This is a genomic window from Amycolatopsis sp. NPDC051373 (assembly GCF_040689465.1).
Classification (GTDB): domain Bacteria; phylum Actinomycetota; class Actinomycetes; order Mycobacteriales; family Pseudonocardiaceae; genus Amycolatopsis.
Genome location: NZ_JBFBAE010000003.1, coordinates 26,271 through 49,217, shown reverse-complemented (window position 1 = coordinate 49,217; position 22,947 = coordinate 26,271). Strand labels below are relative to the sequence as shown.

The following is a 22,947-nucleotide window of genomic DNA, read 5'->3' as shown; positions in this document are numbered from 1 at the left end:
CGTTCCGTTCGCCTGGCACGACAGTCTCGTGACGTAGGTCATAAGTCAACGCGGCCGAACGGGTGTTGCCCACACCTTGCTACCCAGTCACCAACAGCCTCAAACGCCGGTGATCGGTCGCCGCTCACACCCGCGATCTTGCGAACTCCCTGAAACGCCGAAGACCCCGTGGACCGGGGGCCACGGGGTCTTCGGACTACTGATGCTTACGACGCGTACGCGCGCAGGCGGTCGGCCCGCTCGCCCTGGCGAAGCTTCGCCATGACCTCACGCTCGATCTGACGCACGCGCTCGCGCGAGAGACCGAAGTGCTTGCCGATCTGGTCCAGCGTGCGGGGCTGGCCGTCGTCCAGGCCGTAGCGCAGGCGGATGACGTGCTGCTCGCGGTCGTCGAGCGTCGCGAGGACGCGGCGCAGGTCGTCCTGCAGGAGGCCGGAGATGACGGCGCTCTCGGCGTCGGTCGCTTCCGAGTCCTCGATGAAATCGCCCAGCGGGGCGTCTTCCTCGGCGCCCACGGGCATGTCGAGGCTCACCGGGTCGCGCGACTGGTCGAGCAGGTTCGCGATCTTGTGGACCGGGATGCCCGATTCGGAGGCCAGCTCGTCGTGCGTCGCGTCACGGCCGAGCTGCTGGTGCAGGTCGCGGCGAATGCGGGCGAGCTTGTTGACCTGCTCCACGAGGTGGACCGGCAGCCGGATGGTGCGACCCTGGTCGGCCATCCCCCTGGTGATGGCCTGGCGGATCCACCAGGTGGCGTAGGTCGAGAACTTGAACCCCTTGGAGTAGTCGAACTTCTCCACCGCGCGGATCAGACCCAGGTTCCCCTCCTGGATCAGGTCGAGCAGCGGCATCCCCCGGCCGGTGTAGCGCTTCGCGAGCGAGACCACGAGGCGGAGGTTGGCCTCCAGCAGGTGGTTCTTCGCCACGTGCCCGTCGCGCACCAGCGCGGTGAGCTCGGTGCGGCGTTTGGTCGTGAGGTCTTCGGCGGTGTCGAGCATGTGCTTCGCGAACACGCCCGCCTCGATGCGCTTGGCCAGCTCGACCTCGTCGGCCGCGGTGAGCAGCGCGGTCTTGCCGATGCCGTTCAGGTACACACGCACCAGATCGGCGGCCGGGCTCTGGGCGTCGAGGTCGGCGTCCGTGAGCGTCCCCACACTCACGGGCTCCTCGTTCTGCTGTGCTGGAATCCCACGCTCGCGAATCCCGCGCGCTTCGCGTTCGAGAGTCTGGACTGACATTCTCTGCCTCCCCGGTCACGGGCTGAACGTGTCTCGCCGGTGCTGTGCCTTCGGTGTCAGGCCCTGTGGAAACCCTGGCCTCCGGCCCAGCCGGCTTAGCTGGACACTTGTGGTAACGCGCCGGGTTTCCAAAACGTTCCCGGCTTCTGAAGAAAGGACGGCCACACCCGTCGCCTGGTTGCTCCACCAAAACTGAGCTTTTGCTGAGAAGCGTGCCACAGCGGGAATAATCATGAGAATTCCATGAGAATCCGCGCACGGGGTGAACCTCTTCGTGCCCGGTTACGTTCCCGGGCACCGAGTAGACAGTGGTCTAGACCTCGACGAGAACGGTGAACGGACCGTCGTTCACGCTCTCCACCGCCATCATGGCGCCGAAGCGCCCGGTGGCCACGGAAGCCCCACGGTCACGCAACTCCTGCACCACGGCGTCCACCAGGGGCTCGGCCACTTCCGGGCGCGCGGCGGCGACAAAGGACGGCCGGCGGCCCTTGCGCGTGTCGCCGTAGAGCGTGAACTGGGACACCACCAGCAACGGCGCGCCCGCGGTCGCGCAGGACTGCTCGTCGCGCAGGATCCGCAGTTCGTGGAGCTTGCGCGCCATCGTCGCCGCTTTCACCCGATCGTCGTCGGCGTGAATTCCCAGCAGCACCAACAGTCCCGGTTCTTCGAACGCGCCCGTCACCTCTCCGTCGACCGTCACACTCGCCCGGGTGACGCGCGCCGCGACGGCCTTCACCGTGACGTCAGAACCGAAGCCGGCACGAGCATCCCGTGCCGCACGAGCTCGCGCACCACGGGCAGCGCGGCAGCGGCCAGCTCGGCCGGGTCGAGGCCCTGCGCGGCCGCCAGCAGTTCCACGAGGTCCTCCAGTGCCAGCACGCCCCGGCAGCCCGCCAGCAGCCGCGTGGCGAGCTCGTCGACCTCGTGCTGCCACCCGGGTCCGTCGGTGCGGTGCAGGCGCCGCACGGTGGTCTCCCAGCCCTCGTCGCCGGGGGAGTCGACGCGTTCCAGCAGCACGCTGTCGGGCACGCGGAAGGCGGTGCCCATGAGCTCGTCGCCGTGCGTGCGCAGCCAGTCGACGCGGTCGAGCCAGTTCGCCGCCTCCGGGCCCAGCGGGTCGTCGTAGGCCTGGCGCAGGTCTTCGCACACCACGGTCGGCGTCTTCCCGGCCGCGCGGCGCAGCGTGACGAAGCCGAAGCCGATGCCCTGCACGCGGTTCTCGGTGAACCAGTCGAGCCACGCGGCGGCCTTCACCCGGCCTTCGGGCGAGCGCGGGTCGATGCCCTCGTCGCGCAGCCAGGTGCCCACGTACAGCGCGGGGTCGGCGACATCGCGCTGCACGAACCACGCGTCCGTTTCCGCCGGCAGCCAGCGCGCCACCCGATCGGCCCAGTCTTCGCCACCCGTGTGGAGCCAGGAAGCCAGTAGCTGCCCGGTGCCGCCGTCGTTGAGGAACCCCGGAAGCTGGCGCACGACGAGTGCGCTGGCGTCGTCGCCGGCCAGGCCCGAGTCGCGATAGGTGTAGTCCACGCGCGGCGGTCCGACCACGAACGGCGGGTTGCACACGATCTGGTCGAACCGGCGGCGCGCGACCGGCGCGAACCACTCGCCGCGCACCAGTTCCACGTCGAGCTCGTTGAGCCGGAACGTGCCGGCGGCCAGCGCGAGCGCCCGCGCGGAGACGTCCGTGGCCGTCACGCGCCGGGCGTGGCGCGTGGCGTGCAGGGCCTGCACGCCGTTGCCGGTGCCGACGTCGAGCAGTGTGCCGACCGGGCGCCGGCTGGTGGCGCGGATGAGGCTGAGCGACGCGTGGCCGACGCCGAGCACGTGGTCCTCGGGCACGACGTGGCCGAGCAGGTCGGCGTCGAGGTCGGCCACGACCCACCAGGAGCCCTCCTCGTCGCCGTGCGGGCGGATGTCGAGGGCGGCTTTGTACCCGTCGCCGTCATGAGAAGTCTCAGCGGTCGCGAGGATCCCCGCTGCGACGGCGGCTTCCGGTGTCAGCGGCGAAAAAGCGGACTCAACGGACTTTTCGGACTCGGTGAGGCCGAGCAGGAACAGCCGCACGAGCGTGCCGAGGTCGCCCGCGTCGAGGCTCGCGCGCCGGGCGGGCTCGGGCTCGCCGCGGCCGAGCGCCGCGTGGGCGGCGCCGCCGAGGGCGTCGACCACCCCGTCGGCGTCGTAGTCGGCGCGCCGGAAGGCCTCGCGCAACCGCGCGCAGACGTCGTCGGACAGGTCGGGCAGAGGCGTGTTCGTGCTCACGGTGGGTAAGCCTGCCACGATGGGTTCCGTGACCTCCCATGCCGTCGAACGTGTCCTCGCTCCGCTCGCCGCGGCCCTGCCCGGCCTGGAGGCGCTCTACGTCGACTTCCACCGCCACCCCGAGCTGGCGTTCGCCGAGACCCGCACCGCGGCCGAGCTGGCGCGCCGGCTCGAGGCCGACGGGTTCGAGGTCCACCCCGGCGTCGGCCGCACTGGCGTGGTCGGCGTGCTGCGCAACGGCGAAGGCCCCACGGTGATGCTGCGCGCCGACATCGACGCGCTGCCGGTCGAGGAGAAGACCGGCCTCGACTACGCGAGCACCGCGCGCGGCGTCGACGAGTCGGGCAAGGACGTGCCCGTGATGCACGCCTGCGGGCACGACATGCACGCGACCTGGCTATCGGGCGCCGCGAGCCTGCTCGCCGCCGCGCGCGAGGACTGGGCGGGGACGTTGCTGGTCGTGTTCCAGCCCGCGGAAGAGGGGAACGGCGGTGCCTCCGAGATGATCGCCGACGGGCTGTTCGACCTCGCCGGGCGCCCCGACGTGGTCTTCGGCCAGCACCTCGTGCCCGGTCCGGCCGGCTGGGTCCTCACCAGGCCGGGTGTGCTCATGGCGGCCTCCGACACGCTGCGCATCACGCTGCACGGGCGCGGCGGCCACGGCTCGCGGCCCGAGACCACCGTCGACCCGGCCGTGATGGCGGCGTCGGTGGTGCTGAAGCTGCAGACGGTGGTCTCCCGCGAGGTCGCGGCCACCGAACCGGCGGTGGTCACCGTCGGCTCGCTTCACGTCGGCTCGGTCGGCAACGTCATCGCCGACGACGCCGTGCTCGAAGTCAACACCCGCGCCTTCGACGACGCGGTGCTGCTGCGGCTGCGCGCGGCCATCGAACGCATCGTGAACGCCGAGGCCGTGGGCGCGAACGCGCCGAAGCCGCCGACGATCGAGCTGCTCAATTCCTATCCGGCCACCTCGAACGACGAGACCGCTTCCGACGAGCTCACCGAGGTGTTCCGCGGGCACTTCGACGAGGGCACCGTGCTGCCGGCGCCGCTCGTGACCGGCAGTGAGGACTTCGGCGAGTTCGGTGCGGCGGCCGGGGTGCCGTCGGTGTTCTGGCTGGTCGGAGGCCTCGAACCGCAGGAGGTGATCACGGCGATGACCGAGGGGCGGTTCGAGAGCGACATCCCGTCGAACCACTCGCCGCGCTTCGCGCCGATCCTGCACCCGACGCTGCGCGCGGGCGTGGAGACGCTCGTCGTCGCCGCGTTGTCACGGATGTCCCACCCGGGTGTCGGATGACGGCCCGGAGTGGGAGCATGGAAGACGTGGAGGTGGTGCTGTGAACGAGCCCGCCCGAGGTTCCGATCCCCGCCCGGCCCCGGTGCTGATCACCGAGGCGGAGCCGTCCTACGACGATCAGCTGGCCGCACGCAAGAAGAAGTACATCATCATGATGGTGTGCCGCATTCCGTGCCTGATCCTGGCCGGGCTGACCTACCACACGTGGTGGCTCGCGGTCACGTTCCTCGTGATCTCCGTGCCGCTGCCGTGGATCGCGGTGCTGATCGCCAACGACCGGCCGCCGCGCAAGACGCAGAACGTCAACCGCTACGAGCGGGAGGCGAAGCAGATCGAGAACCGCGAACACCGGGTGATCGACGGCTGAAGCCCGCTCGTGGGTGCTGCCGCCGGTTCTCGCCGGCAGCATCCACGGGTTTTCAGGCTCAGGGCTGGGGGCCGAGGCGGCTCACGGCCAGCGCGCCCAGCCGCGTCCCCTCGCGCAGGACATCCACAGTGGACTGCCCGGCGAGCCACGTGGTGAGCACACCCGCGTCGAACGCGTCGCCCGCGCCCGTGGAGTCCACGCACTCGGCCTCGACCGCCGGCACGGTGGTCACGCCGTGGGCGTCGACCCACGCGGCGCCGCCGAGGCCGGCCGTCACGACGACCGCGCCGACGGTGCCGAGCAGTTCCTTGGCCGACAGCGGATCGGCCGAACCCGTGAGCGCCACCAGTTCCTCGGTGTTGGGCATGAGCAGGTCGGTGCCGCGCACGTCGTCGAGGAACGCCGCCGGGGCGTGAATGTGCGCCGCCGCCTGCGGGTCGACCGACGTGGTGAGCCCGGCCTCCTTCGCCGCCGCCAGTGCCGCGAGGCCCGCGGGCCGCGACGACGGGTCGAGCAGCACGTAGCCCGACAGGTGCAGGTGACTCGCGCCGGCCAGCGCCTCGGGCGTCACGTCCTCGGGCCGGAACCGCTTGTTCGCGCCGCGGTCGGCGAGCATGCTGCGCTGTCCTTCGGCGTCCACCATCACGACGACGCAGCAGGTGGCGGCCTCGGGGTCGACCGCGAACGCGCAGCGCACGCCCGTCGCCTCCAGCTCGGCCTTGATCAGCCGGCCGCCCGAGTCGTCGCCGATGCGGGCCACGAGCGTGGTGTCGGCGCCCAGGAAACGCAGCCACAGCGCGGTGTTCGCGCCCGCGCCGCCGCCGGTGAACCGGATCTGTGCCCGGGCGTCGCCGCCGTGGGGGAGCGGTTCGTCGTGGCGGGCGACCACGTCGAGGCCGGCGTCGCCGACCACCACGATGCCGGTCACGCGCGCACCGCCGATGCGACGGCGACCTCGGTGGCGAGCTTGGCGTTGTTGAGCACCAGGGCTTCGTTGGCGTCGATGCTCACGCCGCCGCTCGCGGTGTGGAAGTGCTCCAGCAGCACGGGCGTCACATCGGAGCCGTGCACGCCGCCTTCGCGCAGCTTCGCGAGCCCGTCGGCCAGCAGCCGGTCGTGCACCTCGCGGTCCATTTCGGACTCTTCCGGGATCGGGTTCGTCAGCAGCACACCGGAATCCGCGTACGCGCGGTGTGCGGCGATCACGGCGGCGGCTTCCTCCGCGTCGTCCACGCGCCAGCCGACCGGGTGGCCCGACGAGCGCAGGTAGAACGCGGGGAACTCGTCGGTGCGGTAGCCGAGCACCGGCACGGAGTTGGTCTCCAGCACTTCCAGCGTCGCCGCGATGTCGAGCACCGACTTCACGCCGGAGCACACCACGACCGTCGGCACCTTCGCGAGCACACCGAGGTCCGCCGACACGTCCCAGCTCTGCGCCGCGCCGAGGTGCACCCCGCCGAGGCCGCCGGTGGCGAAGACGCCGATCCCGGCCGCCGCGGCCAGCGCCGACGTGCCGGCCACGGTGGTCGCGCCCGAGCGGCCCAGGCCGACGGCCGGGCCGAGGTCGCGCAGCGAGAGCTTGTCCAGCCCGGCGCCGGGCGCGCACACACGCTCCAGCTCGGCGGGCGACAGGCCGATCACCGGACGCCCGTCGAGCACGGCGATCGTGGCCGGCACGGCGCCGCCGTCGCGCACGACCTGCTCGAGGCGGTGGGCGACGTCGAGGTTGCGGGGGTGGGGCAGCCCGTGCGACAGGATGGTGCTCTCGAGGGCGACGACGGGGTGGCCGTCACGCAACGCCGAGGCGACCTCCTCGTGGAGGAAGAGTTGTGTGGTCACGGACGGACATCATCGGTGATCGCCGGCGTACTCCCGCCAGCGGGTCAGCTCGGCCGCCAGGTTGCGCCGCGCAGCCGTCTCCCAGCGGGCCCGCGCGGATTCGCTGCGGTACAGCAGGGGCCGGGCCAGCAGGTTCGCCAGCACCGCGGCGCGCCCGGCGGCCCAGACCGGGTCGTCGTACTTCGCGTACTCGCGGCGGACGGCGGCGGCGTACCCGGCGTAGACCGCGGGGGTGGCGCCGAGGATGGCGAGGTCGGCGTCGAGCAGGGCGGTGGCCGCTTCGTCGTCTTCCGGCGCTTCGTGGGCCGCGGTGGCGAGCACGAGGGCCTCGGCGCGCCCGACGTGGTGCGCGCCGGCGCCCGCCCGGGTGAGCCAGCGGCGCAGCCAGGCCGCGCTCGCGCGTTCGTCCTCGCCCGGCACGGCGTCGTAGACCACGTCGTGCGCCCACGCGGCCAGTGCGACGGCGGCGCACTCGTCGGGGCCGACGCCGGCTTCGGCGGCCAGCTGCGCACCGTCGCGCGCGACGGCCGAGGCGTGGGCGAGGTCGTGGTAGTGGCGGTGTGGTTCGCCGTAGCGTGCTTCGAGCTCGCGCCAGGCCTCGCGGGCCACGTCCTCGTCGCCGCCCACGTGCGCGACCGCGGCGCCCCAGGCCGTCACGAAGTGAACTCCCAGCGCGTCGGGGAAGTCGTGAAGTCCTTCTCCCGCAAGGCGAACACCGTCTCGGGCCGCACCCGCACGGACGCGTTCACGGCCGGGTCGAGGAAGTCGATCCCGTACCCCGTGTCGTACTTGGCGTTCATCGCGTCGAGGAATTCGCGGATCTCCTTCGCGTCGGATGCGAGCTCGGCCGGGCCACTGACCACCACCGGCTCCTCGGGGTCCTCCGTCGCGACGGACACGGCCGAGCCGGCCGCGACGTTGCGCGCCTTCACCGAGCGCAGCGACGAGGAGAACCACAGCACCGCGCCGGTCCACACGGCCCACACGGGCATGAGGTGGGGCAGGCCCGCGGGTGTGACGGTGGCGAGCCAGTAGTCGTGGGAGGTGCGCAGCCGCTCGTCGGCCCAGTGCCACGGCAGCAGCCCGGCCGAAGCGGGTGCGATGCCGTAGCCCGGCATGTGCGGCCTGGTCGCGATCGGTCCGTCCATGACGCGGCTCCCGCCCTCCGGCGCCCGTGAGTGCACTGACGATAGTCGCACGGCCGGTGATTCCGGCACCCGCGTGACTGAGGCATGATGGACTCGTGAGCACCGAGACGCTGACGAAGCCGGAGACCGACAGCACCGAGTCGACTGACGACGACTCCCCGAAGATGTTCCACTACGTGCGCAAGAACAAGATCGCCGAGAGCGCGGTCATGGGCACGCACGTGGTGGCGCTCTGCGGCGAGGTCTTCCCGGTCACGAAGTCGCCCAAGCCGGGTTCCCCGGTCTGCCCGGCCTGCAAGGAGATCTACGACGGCCTTCGCCCCGGCGGGGACAAGTAGGCACGACGAGCAGGTCCCGACGACCCGCCCCGGGCGTGGCCGCTCAGGCACGCCCGGGCGAACAAACGTGAAAATCATTCACCTGTGGCTGTGGAGCCGGGGAAGAACTGGTAGATCTGCGATCCCGCCAGTTCCTTCCCGCAGGAGACTTCCACATGCGCAGAACCGGGATCGTCCTCGCCCTCGTCGTGGTGCTCGCGGCCGCCGTGCCGGGCCTCGCCCAGGCCGTCACCGGGTGGACCGCCGTCGGGTCCGACCGCGCCCGCCCGCTCGACGAGAGCCAGGGCCTCGCCACGATCGTCCGCCCGTCGGGCACCACCATCCGCTACACCGGCGTCGCCACGGTCGACGTCGGGCTGGCCGTGCAGGGCTGGAACCACGTCGGCGACCCTGGCTCGGCGCAGGGCTGGTACGTGGAGCCCTACCAGCGCGACGACCGCGGCGCGAAGCTCTTCCGCGTGCAGGCGCCCGACGGCACGCAGACCGACTACCGGCACGCGCTGGAGCCATGGGAGGCGAGCAACAACTCCTTCGCCGCCGTCTCGCCCGACGCGCGCTGGCTGGTGGCAGGCGAGTGGGGCACGATGGACCGCCTCCTCGTGCACCCGATGCCCGGCGTCGCCTTCACCGACCCGGCGCAGAACCTGACCTACGCCTCCGCGATCCGCCTCGACCACCAGGTCCGCGATGTGCAGGGCTGTGACTTCGTCACGGCCACGCGGCTGATGTGCGCCTCCGACGACCCCGACGGCAGCCTCTTCGGCACCACCAAACCGCTGCTGCAGGTCGACCTCGACGCGCCCCTGTCCGGCTCCGACGTGACCGGCCACGTGACGTCGCGGGGCCAGCTGCCGCTGCAGAGCGGGTGCAGCGGGAACTTCGAGGTCGAGGGCATCGACTTCGACGAGCGCGACAGCACCCTGCGCGTGATCGTGATGTCGCCGAGCGTCTGCATCGCCGTGGACAGCAAGACCTGGCGCTTCCGGCAAGGCTGACCCAGGCCGGTGAAGGGCATCTCTGCCGAGAGGTGCCCTTCACGGCAGCTTGCGCGCGGCGTCGTGACCGGACCGGTCGGGCAGCTCGTCCGCCGCGTCCTCGTCCGGAACCGCTTCCTCCTGCGCCACTTCGGGCTCGGCCCCGTCCGCGGTGTCAGGGCGTTTGGGGCGCCGCAACGGGATCGTGGTGCGGTCCCAGAGCTTGCGCCCCTCCTCGGCCCGCATCCGCTCGTTGGCCCGCTCCATCTCGAGCCGGCGCCACTTGCGGCGCTGGCGCCGGGTCGCCTTGGCGGGCCACAGTTCCTGGATCGCGCTGTTGAAGTACGCGCCGCCGACCACGGCCAGGCCGATGAAGAACATCAGCAGCAGGAACGCGATCGGCGCGGCGAGCGCGCCGTAGGTGTAGCCGGTCTTGGTGATCGCGTTGAGGTAGATGCGCAACCCGATGCTGGAGACCAGGAACACGAGCATCGCGAGCACCGCGCCCGGCAGCCCGCGGTGCCAGGGCAGCCGCCGCGGCAGCGCCAGCTTGTACAGAGTGGTCAGCGCCAGCACGATCATCACGCTCAGCACGGGGTAGTAGAGCGTGCCGACCCACGCCGACACCGTGCTGCGCCAGGCGACCGGGAAGAACTCCGGCAGCAGGTCCGGCCCGATCGCCAGCAGCGGCAGCCCGACGACGAGGATCACGAGCCCGCACAGGTACAGCAGCAGCGCGAAGATCCGTTGCCACACCTCGTTGCGCACGCCGTACTGGTCGTGGGCCACGGTGATGGCGTCGACGAACGACGACATCGCCGACGAGCCCGCCCACAGCGAGATGACGAAGCCCACCGACACGATCTCGCCCTTGCCGACCGTGAGGATGCTGTTCACCGTCGGCTCGATGATCTCCTGCACCGCATTGGTGCTGAAGATGGTGCGGGAGAACGTGATGATGCGGTCGTGCACGGCCGTGACGACCCCCTGGCCGAACCACTCGCCGACGAAGCCGAGGCTGCCCAGCAGCCCGAGCAGCAGGGGCGGGAGCGAGAGCGTCTGCCAGAACGCGGCTTCGGCCGCCTCGGAGAAGATGTTGCCGTCCCAGGCCTTGGCGAAGGTGCGCGTGATGAGGCGCCACGGCCCTTTGCGCGCCGTCTTCGTCGCCGTCGCCGCCTCGGCGTCCGGTCTCACCTCACCCATGGTGGGTCCCAGCATGGTCCATTCGCGGGAATTTGGCTCGTCGCGGGTCCCCTCTCCGGGCGTGTCGGGGGACATCACCCGTGGCGGTGCCGGGCGCCGCGGTGCCCGGAAGGTAAGCTGCCCGAAGTGCCCTCACCGCAGTCGCCGGCGTCGAAGCCGGTACCACAGTGGGGGTTTTCGCACGTCACGGCCGCGATTCGCGGCCCTGGGGAGGGGGTGAGCGAGGTTGTCCGAGACGACGACGCAGGGGGTCCTCGGGGCACCACCCGCCGAGCAGGACACCACCGCGCGTCCGCTGCGCGCATGGCAGCGCCGGGCGCTCACGAAGTACCTCTCAAGCAAGCCGAAGGACTTCCTCGCGGTCGCGACGCCCGGCGCCGGCAAGACCGTGTTCGGTCTCCGCATCGCCGCCGAACTGCTGTCGGACCGCACCATCGAGGCGGTCACGATCGTCACGCCGACCGAGCACCTCAAGCACCAGTGGGCGGGCGCGGCCGCGGCGGCGGGCATCGACATCGACTCGAACTTCCGCAACACCACCGGTGTCACGTCGTCGGACTACCGCGGCGTCGCCGTGACCTACGCGCAGGTGGCCGCGCACCCGACGCTGCACCGCGTGCGCACGGAGAACCGCAAGACCCTGGTGATCCTCGACGAGGTGCACCACGCCGGCGACGCGAAGTCGTGGGGCGACGCGACGCGTGAGGCGTTCATGCCCGCCGTGCGGCGCCTGGCGCTCACCGGCACCCCGTTCCGCAGCGACGACTCGGCCATCCCGTTCGTCACCTACGAGCCCGACGAGGGCGGCTTCCAGCGCAGCAAGTCCGACCACAGCTACGGCTACGCCGACGCGCTCGCCGACGGCGTGGTCCGGCCCGTGGTCTTCCTCGCCTACTCCGGCGAGGCCTCCTGGCGCACGAGCGCGGGGGAGGAGTTCACGGCGCGCCTGGGCGAGCCGCTGACCGCGGAGCAGAACGCGCGGGCCTGGCGCACGGCGCTCGATCCGTCGGGCGAGTGGATCCCCTCGGTGCTGCAGGCCGCCGACACGCGCCTGTCGCAGGTGCGCCAGGGCGTGCCGGACGCGGGCGGCCTGGTCATCGCCACCGACCAGGAGTCGGCGCGCGCGTACGCGAAGATCCTCGAACGCCTTTCCGGCCAGACGCCCACGCTCGTGCTGTCGGACGACCCGAAGGCTTCGGGTCGCATCAAGGAGTTCTCCGACTCCACCGACCGCTGGATCGTCGCGGTCCGCATGGTCTCCGAAGGCGTCGACGTGCCGCGGCTGGCGGTCGGCGTGTACGCCACGAGCGCCTCGACCCCGCTGTTCTTTGCCCAGGCCATCGGCCGCTACGTGCGGGCCCGCAAGAAGGGCGAGACGGCGAGCGTCTTCCTGCCCAGCGTGCCCGTGCTGCTGGAGCTCGCCAGCGAGCTGGAGGCGCAGCGCGACCACGTGCTCGGCAAGCCCCACCGCGAGAAGGACGGCTGGGACGACGAGCTGCTCGCCCAGGCCAACCGCACGGAGGACGAACCGGGCGAAGAGGAGAAGGCGTTCACCTCGCTCGGCGCGTCGGCCGAGCTCGATCAGGTGATTTACGACGGTAACTCGTTCGGGACCGCTGTCTTCTCCGGCTCGGACGAGGAGCAGGAGTACCTCGGCCTGCCCGGGCTGCTCGAACCGGACCAGGTCCGCGCCCTGCTGCGCAAGCGGCAGGAGGAGCAGCTCTCCGACGAGAAGCGCCGCAAGCCCGAGGCCGAGAAGGCCGCTCCGGCAGCCGCGCGGCCCCAGTCGGTGAGCGAGCGCCTCGGCTCGCTGCGCAAGGAGCTCAACGCGCTGGTCGGCGTCTACCACCACCGCACGAAGAAGGCACACGGCGCGATCCACAACGAGCTACGCAGGGTGTGCGGCGGCCCGCCGACCGCCATGGCGACCGTGGAGCAGCTCGAAGAGCGGATCGTCACGCTGCGTTCCTGGTGACCCCTGCTTCCTCGCCTCCGATCCGCCCAAACACCCCATCGGGTGCGTTGAACGCAACCAACGCCACAGTGGGGCGATGCGGAGGGTGTGGCGGGGTTGATTACTGAACGTGTGTGGGCGACCCCGTTGAGGCGTCAGGCTCACGAAGAGTCAGCGAAGTCGATCTCGTCACGCTCGGTGCGCACTGGCGATCACTCCGTCAGTGGATTTACCCTTTCCGGGCTGTGGTCGGGCCGTGTTGCGAAACCGTGTCCAATTGGTGTCATTTAATCGATCCAGCTATCTTCCGCGAAGCTGCTCAGCGGCATATGTTGTCGGCCACAACATATGCGCGTCGGTGCGCCGGGCCTTCCGGATCACCGCCCCGCGAGCATGATCCGGAAGGAACGAGGATGCGCAGCAGAACCCTTACCCTCCTTGCCGCCACGGTGAGCGCCGGCCTGGTGCTGACCGCGTGCGGTGCCAACTCGAACTCCGGGGGCACGGGGGACAGCTCCGCCTCCGGCTCGGCCTCCGCCCCCGCCGGCGGCGGCGCGAACGGCAAGGTCGGCGTGATCCTGCCCGAGACCGCCACCTCCGCCCGGTGGGAGGCGTTCGACAAGCCGATGCTCCAGGCCGCTCTCCAGGCCCAGGGCTTCACCGCCGACATCCAGAACGCCCAGGGTGACAACCAGAAGTTCTCGACCCTGGCCGACGGCTTCATCAGCCAGGGCGTGAAGGTCTTGGTCATCGCCCCGTCCGACCCGGCCGTCGGTGCCGCGATCGAGGCCAAGGCGAAGACCGCGGGCATCCCGGTCATCGACTACGACCGCCCGAGCCTCGGCGGTTCGGCCGACTACTACGTCTCGTTCGACAACGAGAAGGTCGGCGAGATCCAGGCCCAGGGCATGGTCGACGCGCTGAAGAACAAGCCGGGTGCCTCGGTCGTCCAGATCGAGGGCGCTCCGACGGACAACAACGCCACGCTGTTCGGCGACGGCCACGACAAGGTCCTCAAGCCGCTGTACGCCTCGGGCGCGCTGAAGCTCGTCCGCAAGCAGGCCATCAACGACTGGGACCCGCAGCTCGGCGGCACGACCTTCGAGCAGATCTTCACCTCGGCCGGCGGCAAGGTCGACGGCGTCGTGGCGGCGAACGACGAGCTCGCCGGCGCGGTCATCACCGTGCTGCAGAAGAACGGCCTCAACGGCAAGGTCCCCGTCACCGGCCAGGACTCGACCGCGGCCGGCCTGCAGGCCATCCTGCGCGGCGACCAGACGCTGACGATCTTCAAACCGATCAAGCAAGAGGCCGAGAACACCGCGAAGCTGGCCGCCGCGCTGGCCAAGGGTGACAAGGCCGCCGCCGACGCGATCGCGACCGGCACGCTGCACGACCCGCAGAACAACCGCGACCTGAAGTCGGTTCTGCTCACGCCGCAGCTGATCACCGTCAACGACATCAAGACCGTGGTCCAGCAGGGCTACGTCAAGGCGTCGGACATCTGCACCGGCGACCTCGCCGCCAAGTGCACCCAGTACGGCATCTCCTGAGCTGACTGAGTAGCACACCCCCAAACAGCCGGGCCGGGATGCGTTCCCCGACAACGCATCCCGGCCCGGTACCCACGCGAGAGATATGCGAACCCCATGAGCGAGCCCATTCTCGACATCAAAGGTCTGAACAAGAGCTTCGGCCCGGTCCACGTCCTCCACGACGTGGACTTCGCCGTGCGGGCGGGTGAAGTGACCGCGCTCGTCGGCGACAACGGCGCCGGCAAGTCGACGATGGTCAAGTGCATCGCCGGCATCCACCCGTACGACACGGGAACCGTGCGGTTCAACGGCCAGGACGTCCACATCCACAGCCCGAAGGACGCGGCCGATCTCGGCATCGAGGTCGTGTACCAGGACCTCGCGCTGGCCGACAACCTCGACATCGTCCAGAACATGTTCCTCGGCCGCGAGCGCGGCAGCCAGTGGCTGCTCGACGAGGCCAGCATGGAGAAGGCCGCGCGTGAAACGCTGGCCTCCCTGTCGGTGCGCACGGTGAAGTCCGTGCGCACGCCCGTTTCCGCGCTCTCCGGTGGTCAGCGCCAGACGGTCGCGATCGCCAAGTCGGTGCTGTGGAACAGCAAGGTCGTGATCCTCGACGAGCCGACCGCCGCCCTCGGTGTCGCGCAGACCCGGCAGGTGCTGGACCTGGTCCGCCGGCTCGCGGAGCAGGGCCTCGGCGTGGTGCTGATCAGCCACAACATGGCCGACGTCTTCGAGGTCGCCGACCGTATCGACGTGCTGTACCTGGGCCGGCTCGTCGCCGAGGTCCAGACCAAGGATGTGACCACGAACCAGGTGGTCGAACTCATCACCGCCGGCCGGTCGGGCGATCTCGGCTTGGCCCGCCCCGAAGCCGTCGTGCTGTGAGCAACGAGAAAGAATCGCAGATGACTGAGACTCCAGCCAAGGCCCCGCAGCCGGACCAGGCGAACGCGATCGCCGACTTCGGTATCGACACCACGTCGATGTCGACGGGCGAGGCGATCAAGGACTACTTCGCGCGGATGAAGGACGGCCAGCTCGGCTCGGTCCCGGCCGTGCTCGGCGTGATCGTCCTGGCGATCCTGTTCAGCGCCCTCTCGAGTGACTTCTTCACGCTTCGCAACATCGCGAACCTGCTCGCCCAGGGCGCGGGCCAGACCATCATCGCGATGGGCATCGTGTTCGTGCTGCTGCTCGGCGAGATCGACCTGTCGGCCGGTACGGCCTCCGGTGTGTGCGCCTCGCTGATGGCGCTGCACTACGTGCACAACGGGAACCTGCTGGGCACCATGGGCAGCGGCGTGTTCATCACGTTCATCGCCGTGCTCGCGCTCGCCGTGATCCTGGCCGTGCTGCAGCGGATCTGGGCCGGGGCGGTGGTGGCGGGGATCGGCATCGTGGTGATCCTCATCGGTGTCCCGGTGAACGCGTGGCTCGAGATGCTGATCGCGATCTGCACCGGCACGGCCATCGGCTGCATCACCGGTTTCCTCGTCTCGAAGATCGGCATGCCGTCGTTCGTCGTGACCCTGGCGCTGTTCATCGTGTGGCAGGGCGTGATCCTGCAGTTCATCGGTGAGGGCGGCACGCTGCCGATCAGCACGAGCCAGACGCTGAACGCGGTGGCCAACGGAAACCTGTCGGTGCTGGGCAGCTGGATCCTCTTCATCGTCGCGGCCGGTGGTTACGCGCTCGTGGCTCTGGGGCAGCACTTCTCGCGGCTCAAGCGTGGCCTCGTGGTGCAGCCCACGCCGATCGTGCTGTTCAAGGTCGGCCTGGTCGCGGTGATCGCGGGAGTCGCGACGTACCTGCTCACCGTCAACCGCTCGTCCAACAACCTCGTGGTGATCGAGGGCGTGCCCTTCGTCGTCCCGATCGTGCTGGCGCTGCTCGTCGCGGGCACCTACGTGCTCAACCGCACGCGCTACGGCCGGCACCTCTACGCCGTCGGTGGCAACCAGGAAGCGGCCCGCCGCGCCGGTATCAACGTGCCGAAGCTGCGTACCAGCGTGTTCGTGATCAGCTCGACGTTCGCGGCGATCGGCGCGATCGTGTACTCGTCGAAGATCGGCTCGGTCAACCCGCAGTCCGGTGGCCTCAACACGCTGCTGTTCGCGGTGGGCGCGGCGGTCATCGGTGGCACGTCGCTGTTCGGCGGCAAGGGCCGGATCATCGACGCGGTGATCGGTGGTGCCGTGCTGGCGATCGTGAACAACGGCCTGGGCCTGCTCCAGCAGACCGCCGCCGTGGTGAACATCGTCACCGGTCTCGTCCTGCTGCTCGCGGCGACCGTCGACGCGCTGTCGCGGCGCCGAGCGGCTGCGTCGGCACGCTGACGCCCGATGTCACGTTCAAGCCGGTGACGAGTTCGTCCGTCGCACGACCCGACGAGGTGCGCCGGCACAACCGCACGACCCTGCTCCGCCTGCTGCACGTCGGCGGGCCGAGCACCCGGGCGACCCTGGCCGCGGAGCTGGGGCTCAACCGGAGCACGATCAAGACCCTCGTCGACGGGCTCGCGGAAGCGGGCGTCGTCGAGGAGAAGGTGCCGAGGCCGGGACGAGGGGCGGGCCGCCCCTCGCTCCTGGTCCTGCCCCAGCCGCACGCGGCGGTCGTGCTCGCGGTCGACCTTCAGGTCGAGCACGTGGCGATCGCGCTCGTGGGGCTGGGCGGCCAGATCCTCGGCCGCAACAGCTGGAACCTGCGCGGCCGGATGCGCGAGGCCGACGAAGTGATTACACACGTGATCGAGTCGGCCGCCGTGCTGGCCGGCGACCTCGGGGTAACGCCCGTGGCCGTCGGGGTGTCGGTGCCCGGGGTCGTGCGGCGCGCCGACGGCCACGTGCACGAGGCGCCGAACCTGCGCTGGACCGACGTCGCCCTCGGCGAGCGCCTGTCCAGCGTGCTGCGCATCCCCGTGCTGGTCGGCAACGACGCCGAACTCGGCGCCGTCGCCGAGCACCTGCGCGGCGCGGCCCGTGGATCGTCCGACGCCGTGTTCGTGTCCGCCGACGTCGGTGTCGGCGGCGGCGTCATCGCCCAGGGCTCGTCGCTGCGGGGCGGCGCGGGCTACGTCGGGGAGATCGGCCACATGGTCGTCCGCCCGGGCGGACGCGCCTGCTACTGCGGCAGCAGTGGCTGCTGGGAGACCGAGATCGGCGAGGCGGCCCTGTGCCGGGCCCTGGGACTGCCGGAGGACACCGCGCGGGGCGCGATCCTGTTCGAGCTGCGGGAGCTGGCCCGTGACCCCGAGGCGGCGCTCTCCCGGCTCGAGGAGTTCGCCGAGTGGCTCACGCTCGGGCTCGTCAACGTGGTCAACCTGCTGGGCCCGCAGCTCGTCGTGCTGGGCGACCTGCTCACGGTGCTGCCGGACTCGGTCATCCGCGCCGTGGCCGCCGAGGTCCGCCGGCGCAGCCTGGTGAGCCGGGCCGTCGGCGGGACGCGGATCGTGAGCTCGGCGCTGGGCGCGGACGTGAAGCTGCTGGGCGCCGCCGAGGTTGCGTTCGAGGTCGTCCTCGACACGGTCTAGGCAGTTTCGTGAAGGGCACCTTGCCGGACTCCGAGTCCCGCAAGGTGCCCTTCACGGACTTCCCGGCGATCGCCCACTGGGAATTGCCGGGTGTGGCGTTTGCCACTGAAGTGCCTGGTATTCGGTTTCGGTGCGGTTTCGGACCGGACAGGAATTGTCAATTCAGCACCCGGTGCAAAACGTGAAGTTGCAAGTGGCGAAGTCGCCGGGGTCTCGGTTTCACCGCGAATGGGTCTCGATACGCCGAAGGCGGCAGGTGCATCGGGCACCCGCCGCCTTCGGGCCGAGTCGTTCGTCTCGGCGTGGTCTTTCGAGACCCCTACTTCTGGATCTCCGCGGCCAGTTCCTTGAGCTTGGCCTCGTGCTCACGGGCGTGGTGCCCGCAGAAGAGCAGCTCACCTCCGGAGCTGAGGACGGCGCGTACCTGAGCCGCAGCCCCGCACCGGTCGCATCGGTCGGCGGCGGTCAATTCGGGGCGGGTGAGCGTGGGTGATGTCATGGGGGTCTCCCTCCGTCCCGGTACTGGTTACCCAGTACCTCGATCCAGCTACGCCCACTTCGGAAGTGATGCCCTCGGCGGGATCGCCTCCGGCTCCGCGGTGTTCGTGCTTCCACTGTTCCAGACGTTTCGCGGCCCGCAAGTGTTCCCGCACCGGTGGGACCTGTGTCACGCCGAATTACCCCAGTTGCCGTAGTCCCATCCCGCCCCTTAGGACAAGGGTGCCTCTGCGTAGTCGTTTTCCGAGGTCAGGCACCATGCGCGAGTGGGTTCTGTGCTATCCGGAAAACGTGCGACGGCCATTCCGGCCCCGGTCTTGTTCGTTCTCAGCGGAATTTCGATGTATGCCGGGGCGGCCATCGCGGTCGGGCTTTTCGGGCACGCCTCCCCCTCGGGGGTGGCCTGGCTGCGCTGCCTGGGCGCCGCCGTGGTGCTGCTCGCGTGGCGCCGGCCTGCCCGCGCTGCGTGGCGGGGCCGGCGGTTCCTGCTCGCCGCCGCGTTCGGCGTGGTCACCGCCGTCATGAACGTGGCCTTCTACGAGGCCATCGCCCGCCTTCCGCTCGGCACGGTCGTGGCGCTGGAGTTCGCCGGGCCCGTGGTCGTGGCGGCCGTGGGGTCGCGCACGCGCCGCGACCTCGGCGCGCTGGCGCTGGTGGCCGTCGGCGTCGTCGCGATCGCCGACGTGCGGCTGGAGGGCAGCGCGTCGGGCGTCGTGTTCGCTCTGGTCGCGGCGGCCGCGTGGGCCGGGTACATCGGGCTCGGCAAGCGCGTCGCGGTGGCCGGCGACGGCGTGGACAGCCTCGCGGTGGGATTCGCCGTGGCCACGGTCGTGCTCTCGCCCCTGGCGCTCGGCACCCGTGAGGTGTGGTCTTCGCCACGTATGCTGCTGTTCGGCATCGGCGTGGGCGTGCTGTCGACGGTGGTGCCCTACGTGCTCGACCAGTTCGTGCTGCGGCGCGTGGGCCGGGCCGGCTTCGCGGTGCTGCTGGCGCTGCTCCCGGTCACGGCCGGCGTAACGGGGTACGCGCTGCTCGCGCAGGTGCCGAGCCTGCCGGAGGCGCTGGGCACCCTCGCGGTGGTCGCCGGGGTCGCGCTGCGCCGCAGGGACGAGCCCGCGTTCGACGATGTCTCGCCGGAGCCGCGATACTGACCCGAACCCCGGAGGTGGCGATGACCAAGGCGGCGTCGGCGGTCGCGAAGGACCTGGCCTTGTCCGGGGTGGGCGGGGTGCACCTGTCCTGGGCCGACAACAACGGCATCCCGCGCTCGCGCATCGTGCCCATCCACGGCCTCGCGGGCGCCGCCGCCCGCGGCGTGGGCGCGACCTCGCTGTTCGCCGTGTTCGACAGCCACGACGCCATCACCTACGGCCACGCGGGCCTGGCGACGCCGTCCGGCGACATCCGGCTCGTGCCGGTGCTCGAACGCCTGCGCCGCCTCGCCGGCCAGCCCGCGCTCGCCTGGGCGCCCGCACGGCAGGTCGCCGCCGACGGCTCGCCGTGGCCCTACTGCCAGCGCTCGGTGCTGGAACGCCAGGTCGCCGAGGCCGGCCGGCGCGGGCTGGAGTTCCGCGCGGGCTACGAGCTCGAGTTCGCCGTGACGCCCGCCGGCAGCACCGACGTCGTCACGGCTCCCGGGCACCCCGGCCCCGCCTACAGCCCGCACGCGCTCGTCCGCCTCGACGCGTTCGTCGCCGCGCTGCTGCACGACTTCGCCGCCAACGGCCTGGAGATCGGTCAGCTGCACGCCGAGTACGGCGTGGCGCAGCTGGAGCTGTCGCTGGCGGCCACCGACCCCGTGTCGGCCGCGGACGACCAGCTCCTTGCCCGCCAGACCATCCACGCCGCCGCGCTCGCCCACGGCCTCGCCGTGAGCTTCGCGCCGCTGGTCAGCCTCGCGGCGGCCGGCAACGGCTGGCACCTGCACACCTCCGTGCGGCGCCGCGGCCGCAACCTGCTCGCGGGTGAGGGCCGCCCCGGCGATCTCGCCGGCGAAGGCGCCGCCTACCTCGGCGGCCTGCTGCGCGACCTGCCCGCCCTGACGGCCGTCACGGCCCCGAGCGTGCCCTCCACGCTGCGGCTGCGCCCGGGCTACTTCGCCGGCGCGTACGCGTTCTGGGGCGTGGAGAACCGCGAAGCGCCCTTGCGGTACGTGCCGGGCTCGGCCCTGCTCGGCCCGGACCACGCGAACGTCGAGCTCAAGGCTTCCGACGCGTCGGCCAACCCGTACCTCGCGCTGGCGGTCGTGCTGGCCGCCGGGATGGCCGGCATCGAGGACGGCGCCCCGCTGCCCGAGCCGATCGCCGAAGACCCGGGCGGCTGGACGGCGGGCGAGCGCGAGACCCGCGGCGTGCTGCCGCTGCCCGCGAACCCTGCCGAACAGGACGCGGCGCTCCTCGCGTCCCCCCGCGTGGCCGGCGTTCTCGGCGACGAGCTGCTGGGCGCGTTCCGCGCGGTCCGCGCATCGGACGCGGCGTGGGCCGCGGACCGCACGCCGGAGGAGATCGTCGCGGCCCACGCTTGGCGGTACTGACCGCGTGGCCGACGCGGAGCTCTCCGCCGTGCACTGGCTGCCCGGAGCCGCGCGCCTCATCGCCGAAGCGCGCGCCGAGCTGCCTCAGAAGGACGGGCTCTCGGCGGCCTTCGCGGCGCTGGCCGTGCTGCGGGCGGCCGGCTGCGCCGTGACCGACCAGGACGAGGTCGCGGTGGCGGCCGGCACCGTGCGCGCGCCGGGCGAACCGCCGGCCGGGGCGAAGAACCGGGACGTCTTCCGGCTTCCCGTCCCGTGCGACGCCGCCACAGCGGGTACTGAGCCGCAAGCGCTGGCCGCCGCCGTGGAAGCGTTGTCGGGCAAGCGGTTGCGGGTCGTCCCGGCGACAGGGGAGTGGTCCCCGCAAGCCTTGGTCGACCTGCTCGTGGCGCTGTGGGACCTGCCGCGAGTGGCGGTGCTCGCGCGGCTGGACCCGGCCGAACTGGGCTCGCCCGACACCCCGGAACGCGCGTTGCTCGACTACCTCCACACCGGCGTACCTCCCTTGTGGACGAACCGGTGGCGCCCGCCGGGCCACCACCACGTACTGGTGGCCGGCGTGCGGATCGGCGCCGAAGGCACGCTGCTGTCCGTTGTGGACACCTACGCCGTGCTGGGGGACAACGGGATCCACGACCAGCCGGCGGAATGGGTCACGGCGGCGCTGGCCGCCTCGGGAGTGCTGCTGCTCGTCGCGGACGCGGCCCACGCCGGCGAGCTCGCCGAAGCGGTCGCCGGCGCGGGCCTGCGGCCCGGCTTCGCCTAAGTGGTCGACCCGGCCCGGTTGCCCGGCGCGAGGCGGGAGTGCTTGCGGCCGTAGAAGAAGTAGATCAGCAGGCCCAGCACGAGCCACGCGGCGAAGCGGATCCAGGTGAGCACGTCGAGGTTCAGCATGAGGTAGAAGCACGCCACGGCGGCGATGATCGGCACCACGGGGGAGAACGGCACGCTGAACGGGCGCTTCAGGTCCGGGCGGCGCTTGCGCAGCACCGGCACGGCCAGCGCGACGATGATCATCGCCGAGAGGGCGCCGATGCTGACCATGTCCGACAGCGCGGAGATCGGCACGAACGCGGCGAGCGCCGCGATGAGGATGGCGCCCAGGATGGTCATGCGGTGCGGGGTGCCCCAGCGCGGGTGGGTGGTGCCGATGGCCTTGGGCAGCAGGCCGTCGCGGCCCATCGCGAAGCCGATGCGGCCGATGGTCACCAGCTCGACCATCATCACCGACGTCAGGCCGGTCACCGCGCCGAGCGAGATCAGCGCGCCGACCCAGTGCTGGCCGACGCTGTCGAACGCGGCCGCGAGCGGGGCGCCGGTGTCGATGTCGGTGAACGGGATCATGCCCGTGAGCACGATCGAGACGGCGATGTAGAGCACGGCGCACACGGCCAGCGCGCCGAGGATGCCCACGCGCAGGTCCTTGCGCGGGTTGATGGTCTCTTCGCCGAGGTTGGCCAGCGCCTCGAAACCGGTGTAAGCGAAGAACACCACAGCCGCCGCGGTCACGACACCCGCGATGCCGTACACGGATTGCTCGAGGCCGAGCGCGGCCTGCACCACCGGCTGTTCCAGTACGCCCGAGCCCCCCGAGGGCGGCTGCGCCGGCGGGATGAACGGCGTGAGGTTGGCGCCCTTGACGAAGAACACGCCCACCACGACGATCAGCACGCACACCGCGACCTTCACGCACACCAGCAGGTTGGTGAGCCACGCGGATTCCTTGATCCCCAACACGGCCACCACCGTCAGCACGGCGATGATGATCACCGCGCCGATGTTGACCTTCGCGTCCTCGCCGAACCACGTGGGCGACAACCCGAGCAGGTTCGCCAGGTACCCGGACCACCCGCGCGACACCACGGCGGCGCCGAGCGCGAACTCCAGCAGCAGGTCCCAGCCGATGATCCACGCGAACACCTCGCCGAGCGTGGCGAACGCGTAGGTGTAGGCACTGCCGGCCGTCGGCACGCTCGACGCCAGTTCGGCGTAGCAGAGCGCCGCGAGCCCGGCCACGATCGCGCCGATCACGAACGACAGCGTGACCGCCGGGCCGGCGTGGGTCTTGGCCTCGACGCCGGCGAGCGTGAAGATCCCGGTCCCGATGATGATGCCGACGCCGAACCCCACCAGGTCGCGTCCCCTGAGCCGCCGCTTCAGCTCGCCCGAGTCCTGGCGCTTCAGGACCTCGTCCACGTCCAACGTTCTCCGCACACCCATGGA

Annotated in this window: 22 protein-coding genes; 12 read left to right on the top strand and 10 right to left on the bottom strand. The window is 71.1% G+C overall.

What is annotated here, in order from left to right:
- Positions 1 to 206: 206 nt before the first annotated feature.
- The 3 genes from AB0383_RS06200 to AB0383_RS06190 form a co-directional block, all read right to left on the bottom strand.
- A complete protein-coding gene (locus AB0383_RS06200; RefSeq protein ID WP_364174441.1) occupies positions 207 to 1,238 on the bottom strand; it encodes a sigma-70 family RNA polymerase sigma factor in 1,032 nt (343 codons plus the stop codon).
- Positions 1,239 to 1,551: 313 nt separating this feature from the next.
- Positions 1,552 to 1,977: a D-aminoacyl-tRNA deacylase gene (gene dtd, locus AB0383_RS06195; protein WP_366185582.1), complete on the bottom strand. Its 426-nt coding sequence runs from the start codon at positions 1,975 to 1,977 to the stop codon at positions 1,552 to 1,554.
- Positions 1,974 to 3,503: a methyltransferase gene (locus AB0383_RS06190; RefSeq protein ID WP_366185580.1), complete on the bottom strand. Its 1,530-nt coding sequence runs from the start codon at positions 3,501 to 3,503 to the stop codon at positions 1,974 to 1,976. The genes dtd and AB0383_RS06190 overlap by 4 nt, the downstream gene beginning before the upstream one ends.
- Before the next feature lie 19 nt (positions 3,504 to 3,522).
- On the opposite strand from AB0383_RS06190, the gene AB0383_RS06185 reads away from it, so the two are divergent.
- Both AB0383_RS06185 and AB0383_RS06180 read left to right on the top strand, forming a co-directional pair.
- Positions 3,523 to 4,806, top strand: coding sequence for an amidohydrolase (locus AB0383_RS06185; protein ID WP_366185578.1), 1,284 nt, complete (start codon positions 3,523 to 3,525; stop codon positions 4,804 to 4,806).
- 40 nt (positions 4,807 to 4,846) lie between these two features.
- Entirely contained in the window at positions 4,847 to 5,173 is a 327-nt protein-coding gene (locus tag AB0383_RS06180) for a DUF3099 domain-containing protein (protein ID WP_364174431.1), read from the top strand.
- 58 nt (positions 5,174 to 5,231) lie between these two features.
- On the opposite strand, the gene AB0383_RS06175 is transcribed toward AB0383_RS06180, so the two are convergent.
- The 4 genes from AB0383_RS06175 to AB0383_RS06160 are packed head-to-tail and all read right to left on the bottom strand — an operon-like array spanning position 5,232 to position 8,160.
- Complete coding sequence (locus AB0383_RS06175) at positions 5,232 to 6,101, bottom strand: sugar kinase (protein WP_366185576.1); 870 nt, start codon at positions 6,099 to 6,101, stop codon at positions 5,232 to 5,234.
- On the bottom strand, positions 6,098 to 7,012 hold the full coding sequence (locus AB0383_RS06170; protein WP_366185574.1) for a pseudouridine-5'-phosphate glycosidase: 915 nt from the start codon (positions 7,010 to 7,012) through the stop codon (positions 6,098 to 6,100). Before AB0383_RS06170 ends, AB0383_RS06175 begins: the two co-directional genes overlap by 4 nt.
- Before the next feature lie 9 nt (positions 7,013 to 7,021).
- The gene (locus AB0383_RS06165; RefSeq protein ID WP_364174422.1) at positions 7,022 to 7,669 is read right to left on the bottom strand and encodes a hypothetical protein; all 648 of its coding nucleotides are present in this window, start codon (positions 7,667 to 7,669) and stop codon (positions 7,022 to 7,024) included.
- Entirely contained in the window at positions 7,666 to 8,160 is a 495-nt protein-coding gene (locus AB0383_RS06160) for a pyridoxamine 5'-phosphate oxidase family protein (protein WP_364174419.1), read from the bottom strand. Before AB0383_RS06160 ends, AB0383_RS06165 begins: the two co-directional genes overlap by 4 nt.
- 95 nt (positions 8,161 to 8,255) lie before the next feature.
- Between AB0383_RS06160 and AB0383_RS06155 the strand changes: the two genes are divergently transcribed.
- Entirely contained in the window at positions 8,256 to 8,498 is a 243-nt protein-coding gene (locus AB0383_RS06155) for a DUF3039 domain-containing protein (protein WP_364174416.1), read from the top strand.
- A 155-nt stretch (positions 8,499 to 8,653) separates the two neighbouring features.
- Positions 8,654 to 9,493, top strand: coding sequence for a hypothetical protein (locus tag AB0383_RS06150; protein ID WP_364174414.1), 840 nt, complete (start codon positions 8,654 to 8,656; stop codon positions 9,491 to 9,493).
- 39 nt (positions 9,494 to 9,532) lie between these two features.
- Here the strand turns inward: AB0383_RS06150 and AB0383_RS06145 are convergent, their stop codons facing one another.
- The gene (locus AB0383_RS06145) at positions 9,533 to 10,675 is read right to left on the bottom strand and encodes a YihY/virulence factor BrkB family protein (protein ID WP_364174411.1); all 1,143 of its coding nucleotides are present in this window, start codon (positions 10,673 to 10,675) and stop codon (positions 9,533 to 9,535) included.
- 226 nt (positions 10,676 to 10,901) lie between these two features.
- Between AB0383_RS06145 and AB0383_RS06140 the strand changes: the two genes are divergently transcribed.
- The 5 genes from AB0383_RS06140 (at position 10,902) to AB0383_RS06120 (ending at position 17,696) form a co-directional block, all read left to right on the top strand.
- Complete coding sequence (locus tag AB0383_RS06140) at positions 10,902 to 12,650, top strand: DEAD/DEAH box helicase (RefSeq protein ID WP_364174408.1); 1,749 nt, start codon at positions 10,902 to 10,904, stop codon at positions 12,648 to 12,650.
- Between the two features lie 392 nt (positions 12,651 to 13,042).
- The gene (locus tag AB0383_RS06135; RefSeq protein ID WP_364174405.1) at positions 13,043 to 14,182 is read left to right on the top strand and encodes a substrate-binding domain-containing protein; all 1,140 of its coding nucleotides are present in this window, start codon (positions 13,043 to 13,045) and stop codon (positions 14,180 to 14,182) included.
- Positions 14,183 to 14,278: 96 nt separating this feature from the next.
- Positions 14,279 to 15,052, top strand: a complete 774-nt coding sequence (locus AB0383_RS06130) for an ATP-binding cassette domain-containing protein (RefSeq protein WP_354873475.1) — start codon at positions 14,279 to 14,281, stop codon at positions 15,050 to 15,052.
- Between the two features lie 20 nt (positions 15,053 to 15,072).
- Positions 15,073 to 16,503, top strand: coding sequence for an ABC transporter permease (locus tag AB0383_RS06125; RefSeq protein WP_364174401.1), 1,431 nt, complete (start codon positions 15,073 to 15,075; stop codon positions 16,501 to 16,503).
- 23 nt (positions 16,504 to 16,526) lie between these two features.
- On the top strand, positions 16,527 to 17,696 hold the full coding sequence (locus tag AB0383_RS06120; RefSeq protein WP_364174398.1) for an ROK family transcriptional regulator: 1,170 nt from the start codon (positions 16,527 to 16,529) through the stop codon (positions 17,694 to 17,696).
- 319 nt (positions 17,697 to 18,015) lie between these two features.
- On the opposite strand, the gene AB0383_RS06115 is transcribed toward AB0383_RS06120, so the two are convergent.
- Complete coding sequence (locus tag AB0383_RS06115; RefSeq protein ID WP_204090267.1) at positions 18,016 to 18,195, bottom strand: hypothetical protein; 180 nt, start codon at positions 18,193 to 18,195, stop codon at positions 18,016 to 18,018.
- A gap of 340 nt (positions 18,196 to 18,535) precedes the next feature.
- Here AB0383_RS06115 and AB0383_RS06110 point away from each other — a divergent pair, with 340 nt between their 5' ends.
- Genes AB0383_RS06110 through AB0383_RS06100 form a run of 3 tightly spaced genes read left to right on the top strand, consistent with a single transcriptional unit; the run spans position 18,536 to position 21,490 of the window.
- The gene (locus AB0383_RS06110; RefSeq protein WP_366185568.1) at positions 18,536 to 19,345 is read left to right on the top strand and encodes an EamA family transporter; all 810 of its coding nucleotides are present in this window, start codon (positions 18,536 to 18,538) and stop codon (positions 19,343 to 19,345) included.
- Between the two features lie 20 nt (positions 19,346 to 19,365).
- Positions 19,366 to 20,727: a glutamine synthetase family protein gene (locus tag AB0383_RS06105; RefSeq protein WP_364174392.1), complete on the top strand. Its 1,362-nt coding sequence runs from the start codon at positions 19,366 to 19,368 to the stop codon at positions 20,725 to 20,727.
- 4 nt (positions 20,728 to 20,731) lie between these two features.
- Positions 20,732 to 21,490 (top strand): hypothetical protein, encoded by a 759-nt coding sequence (locus tag AB0383_RS06100; RefSeq protein WP_364174389.1) that lies wholly within the window; start codon positions 20,732 to 20,734, stop codon positions 21,488 to 21,490.
- Here the strand turns inward: AB0383_RS06100 and AB0383_RS06095 are convergent.
- A complete protein-coding gene (locus AB0383_RS06095; RefSeq protein WP_364174386.1) occupies positions 21,487 to 22,944 on the bottom strand; it encodes an amino acid permease in 1,458 nt (485 codons plus the stop codon). The two genes, AB0383_RS06100 and AB0383_RS06095, sit on opposite strands and share 4 nt — an antisense overlap.
- Positions 22,945 to 22,947: the final 3 nt, after the last annotated feature.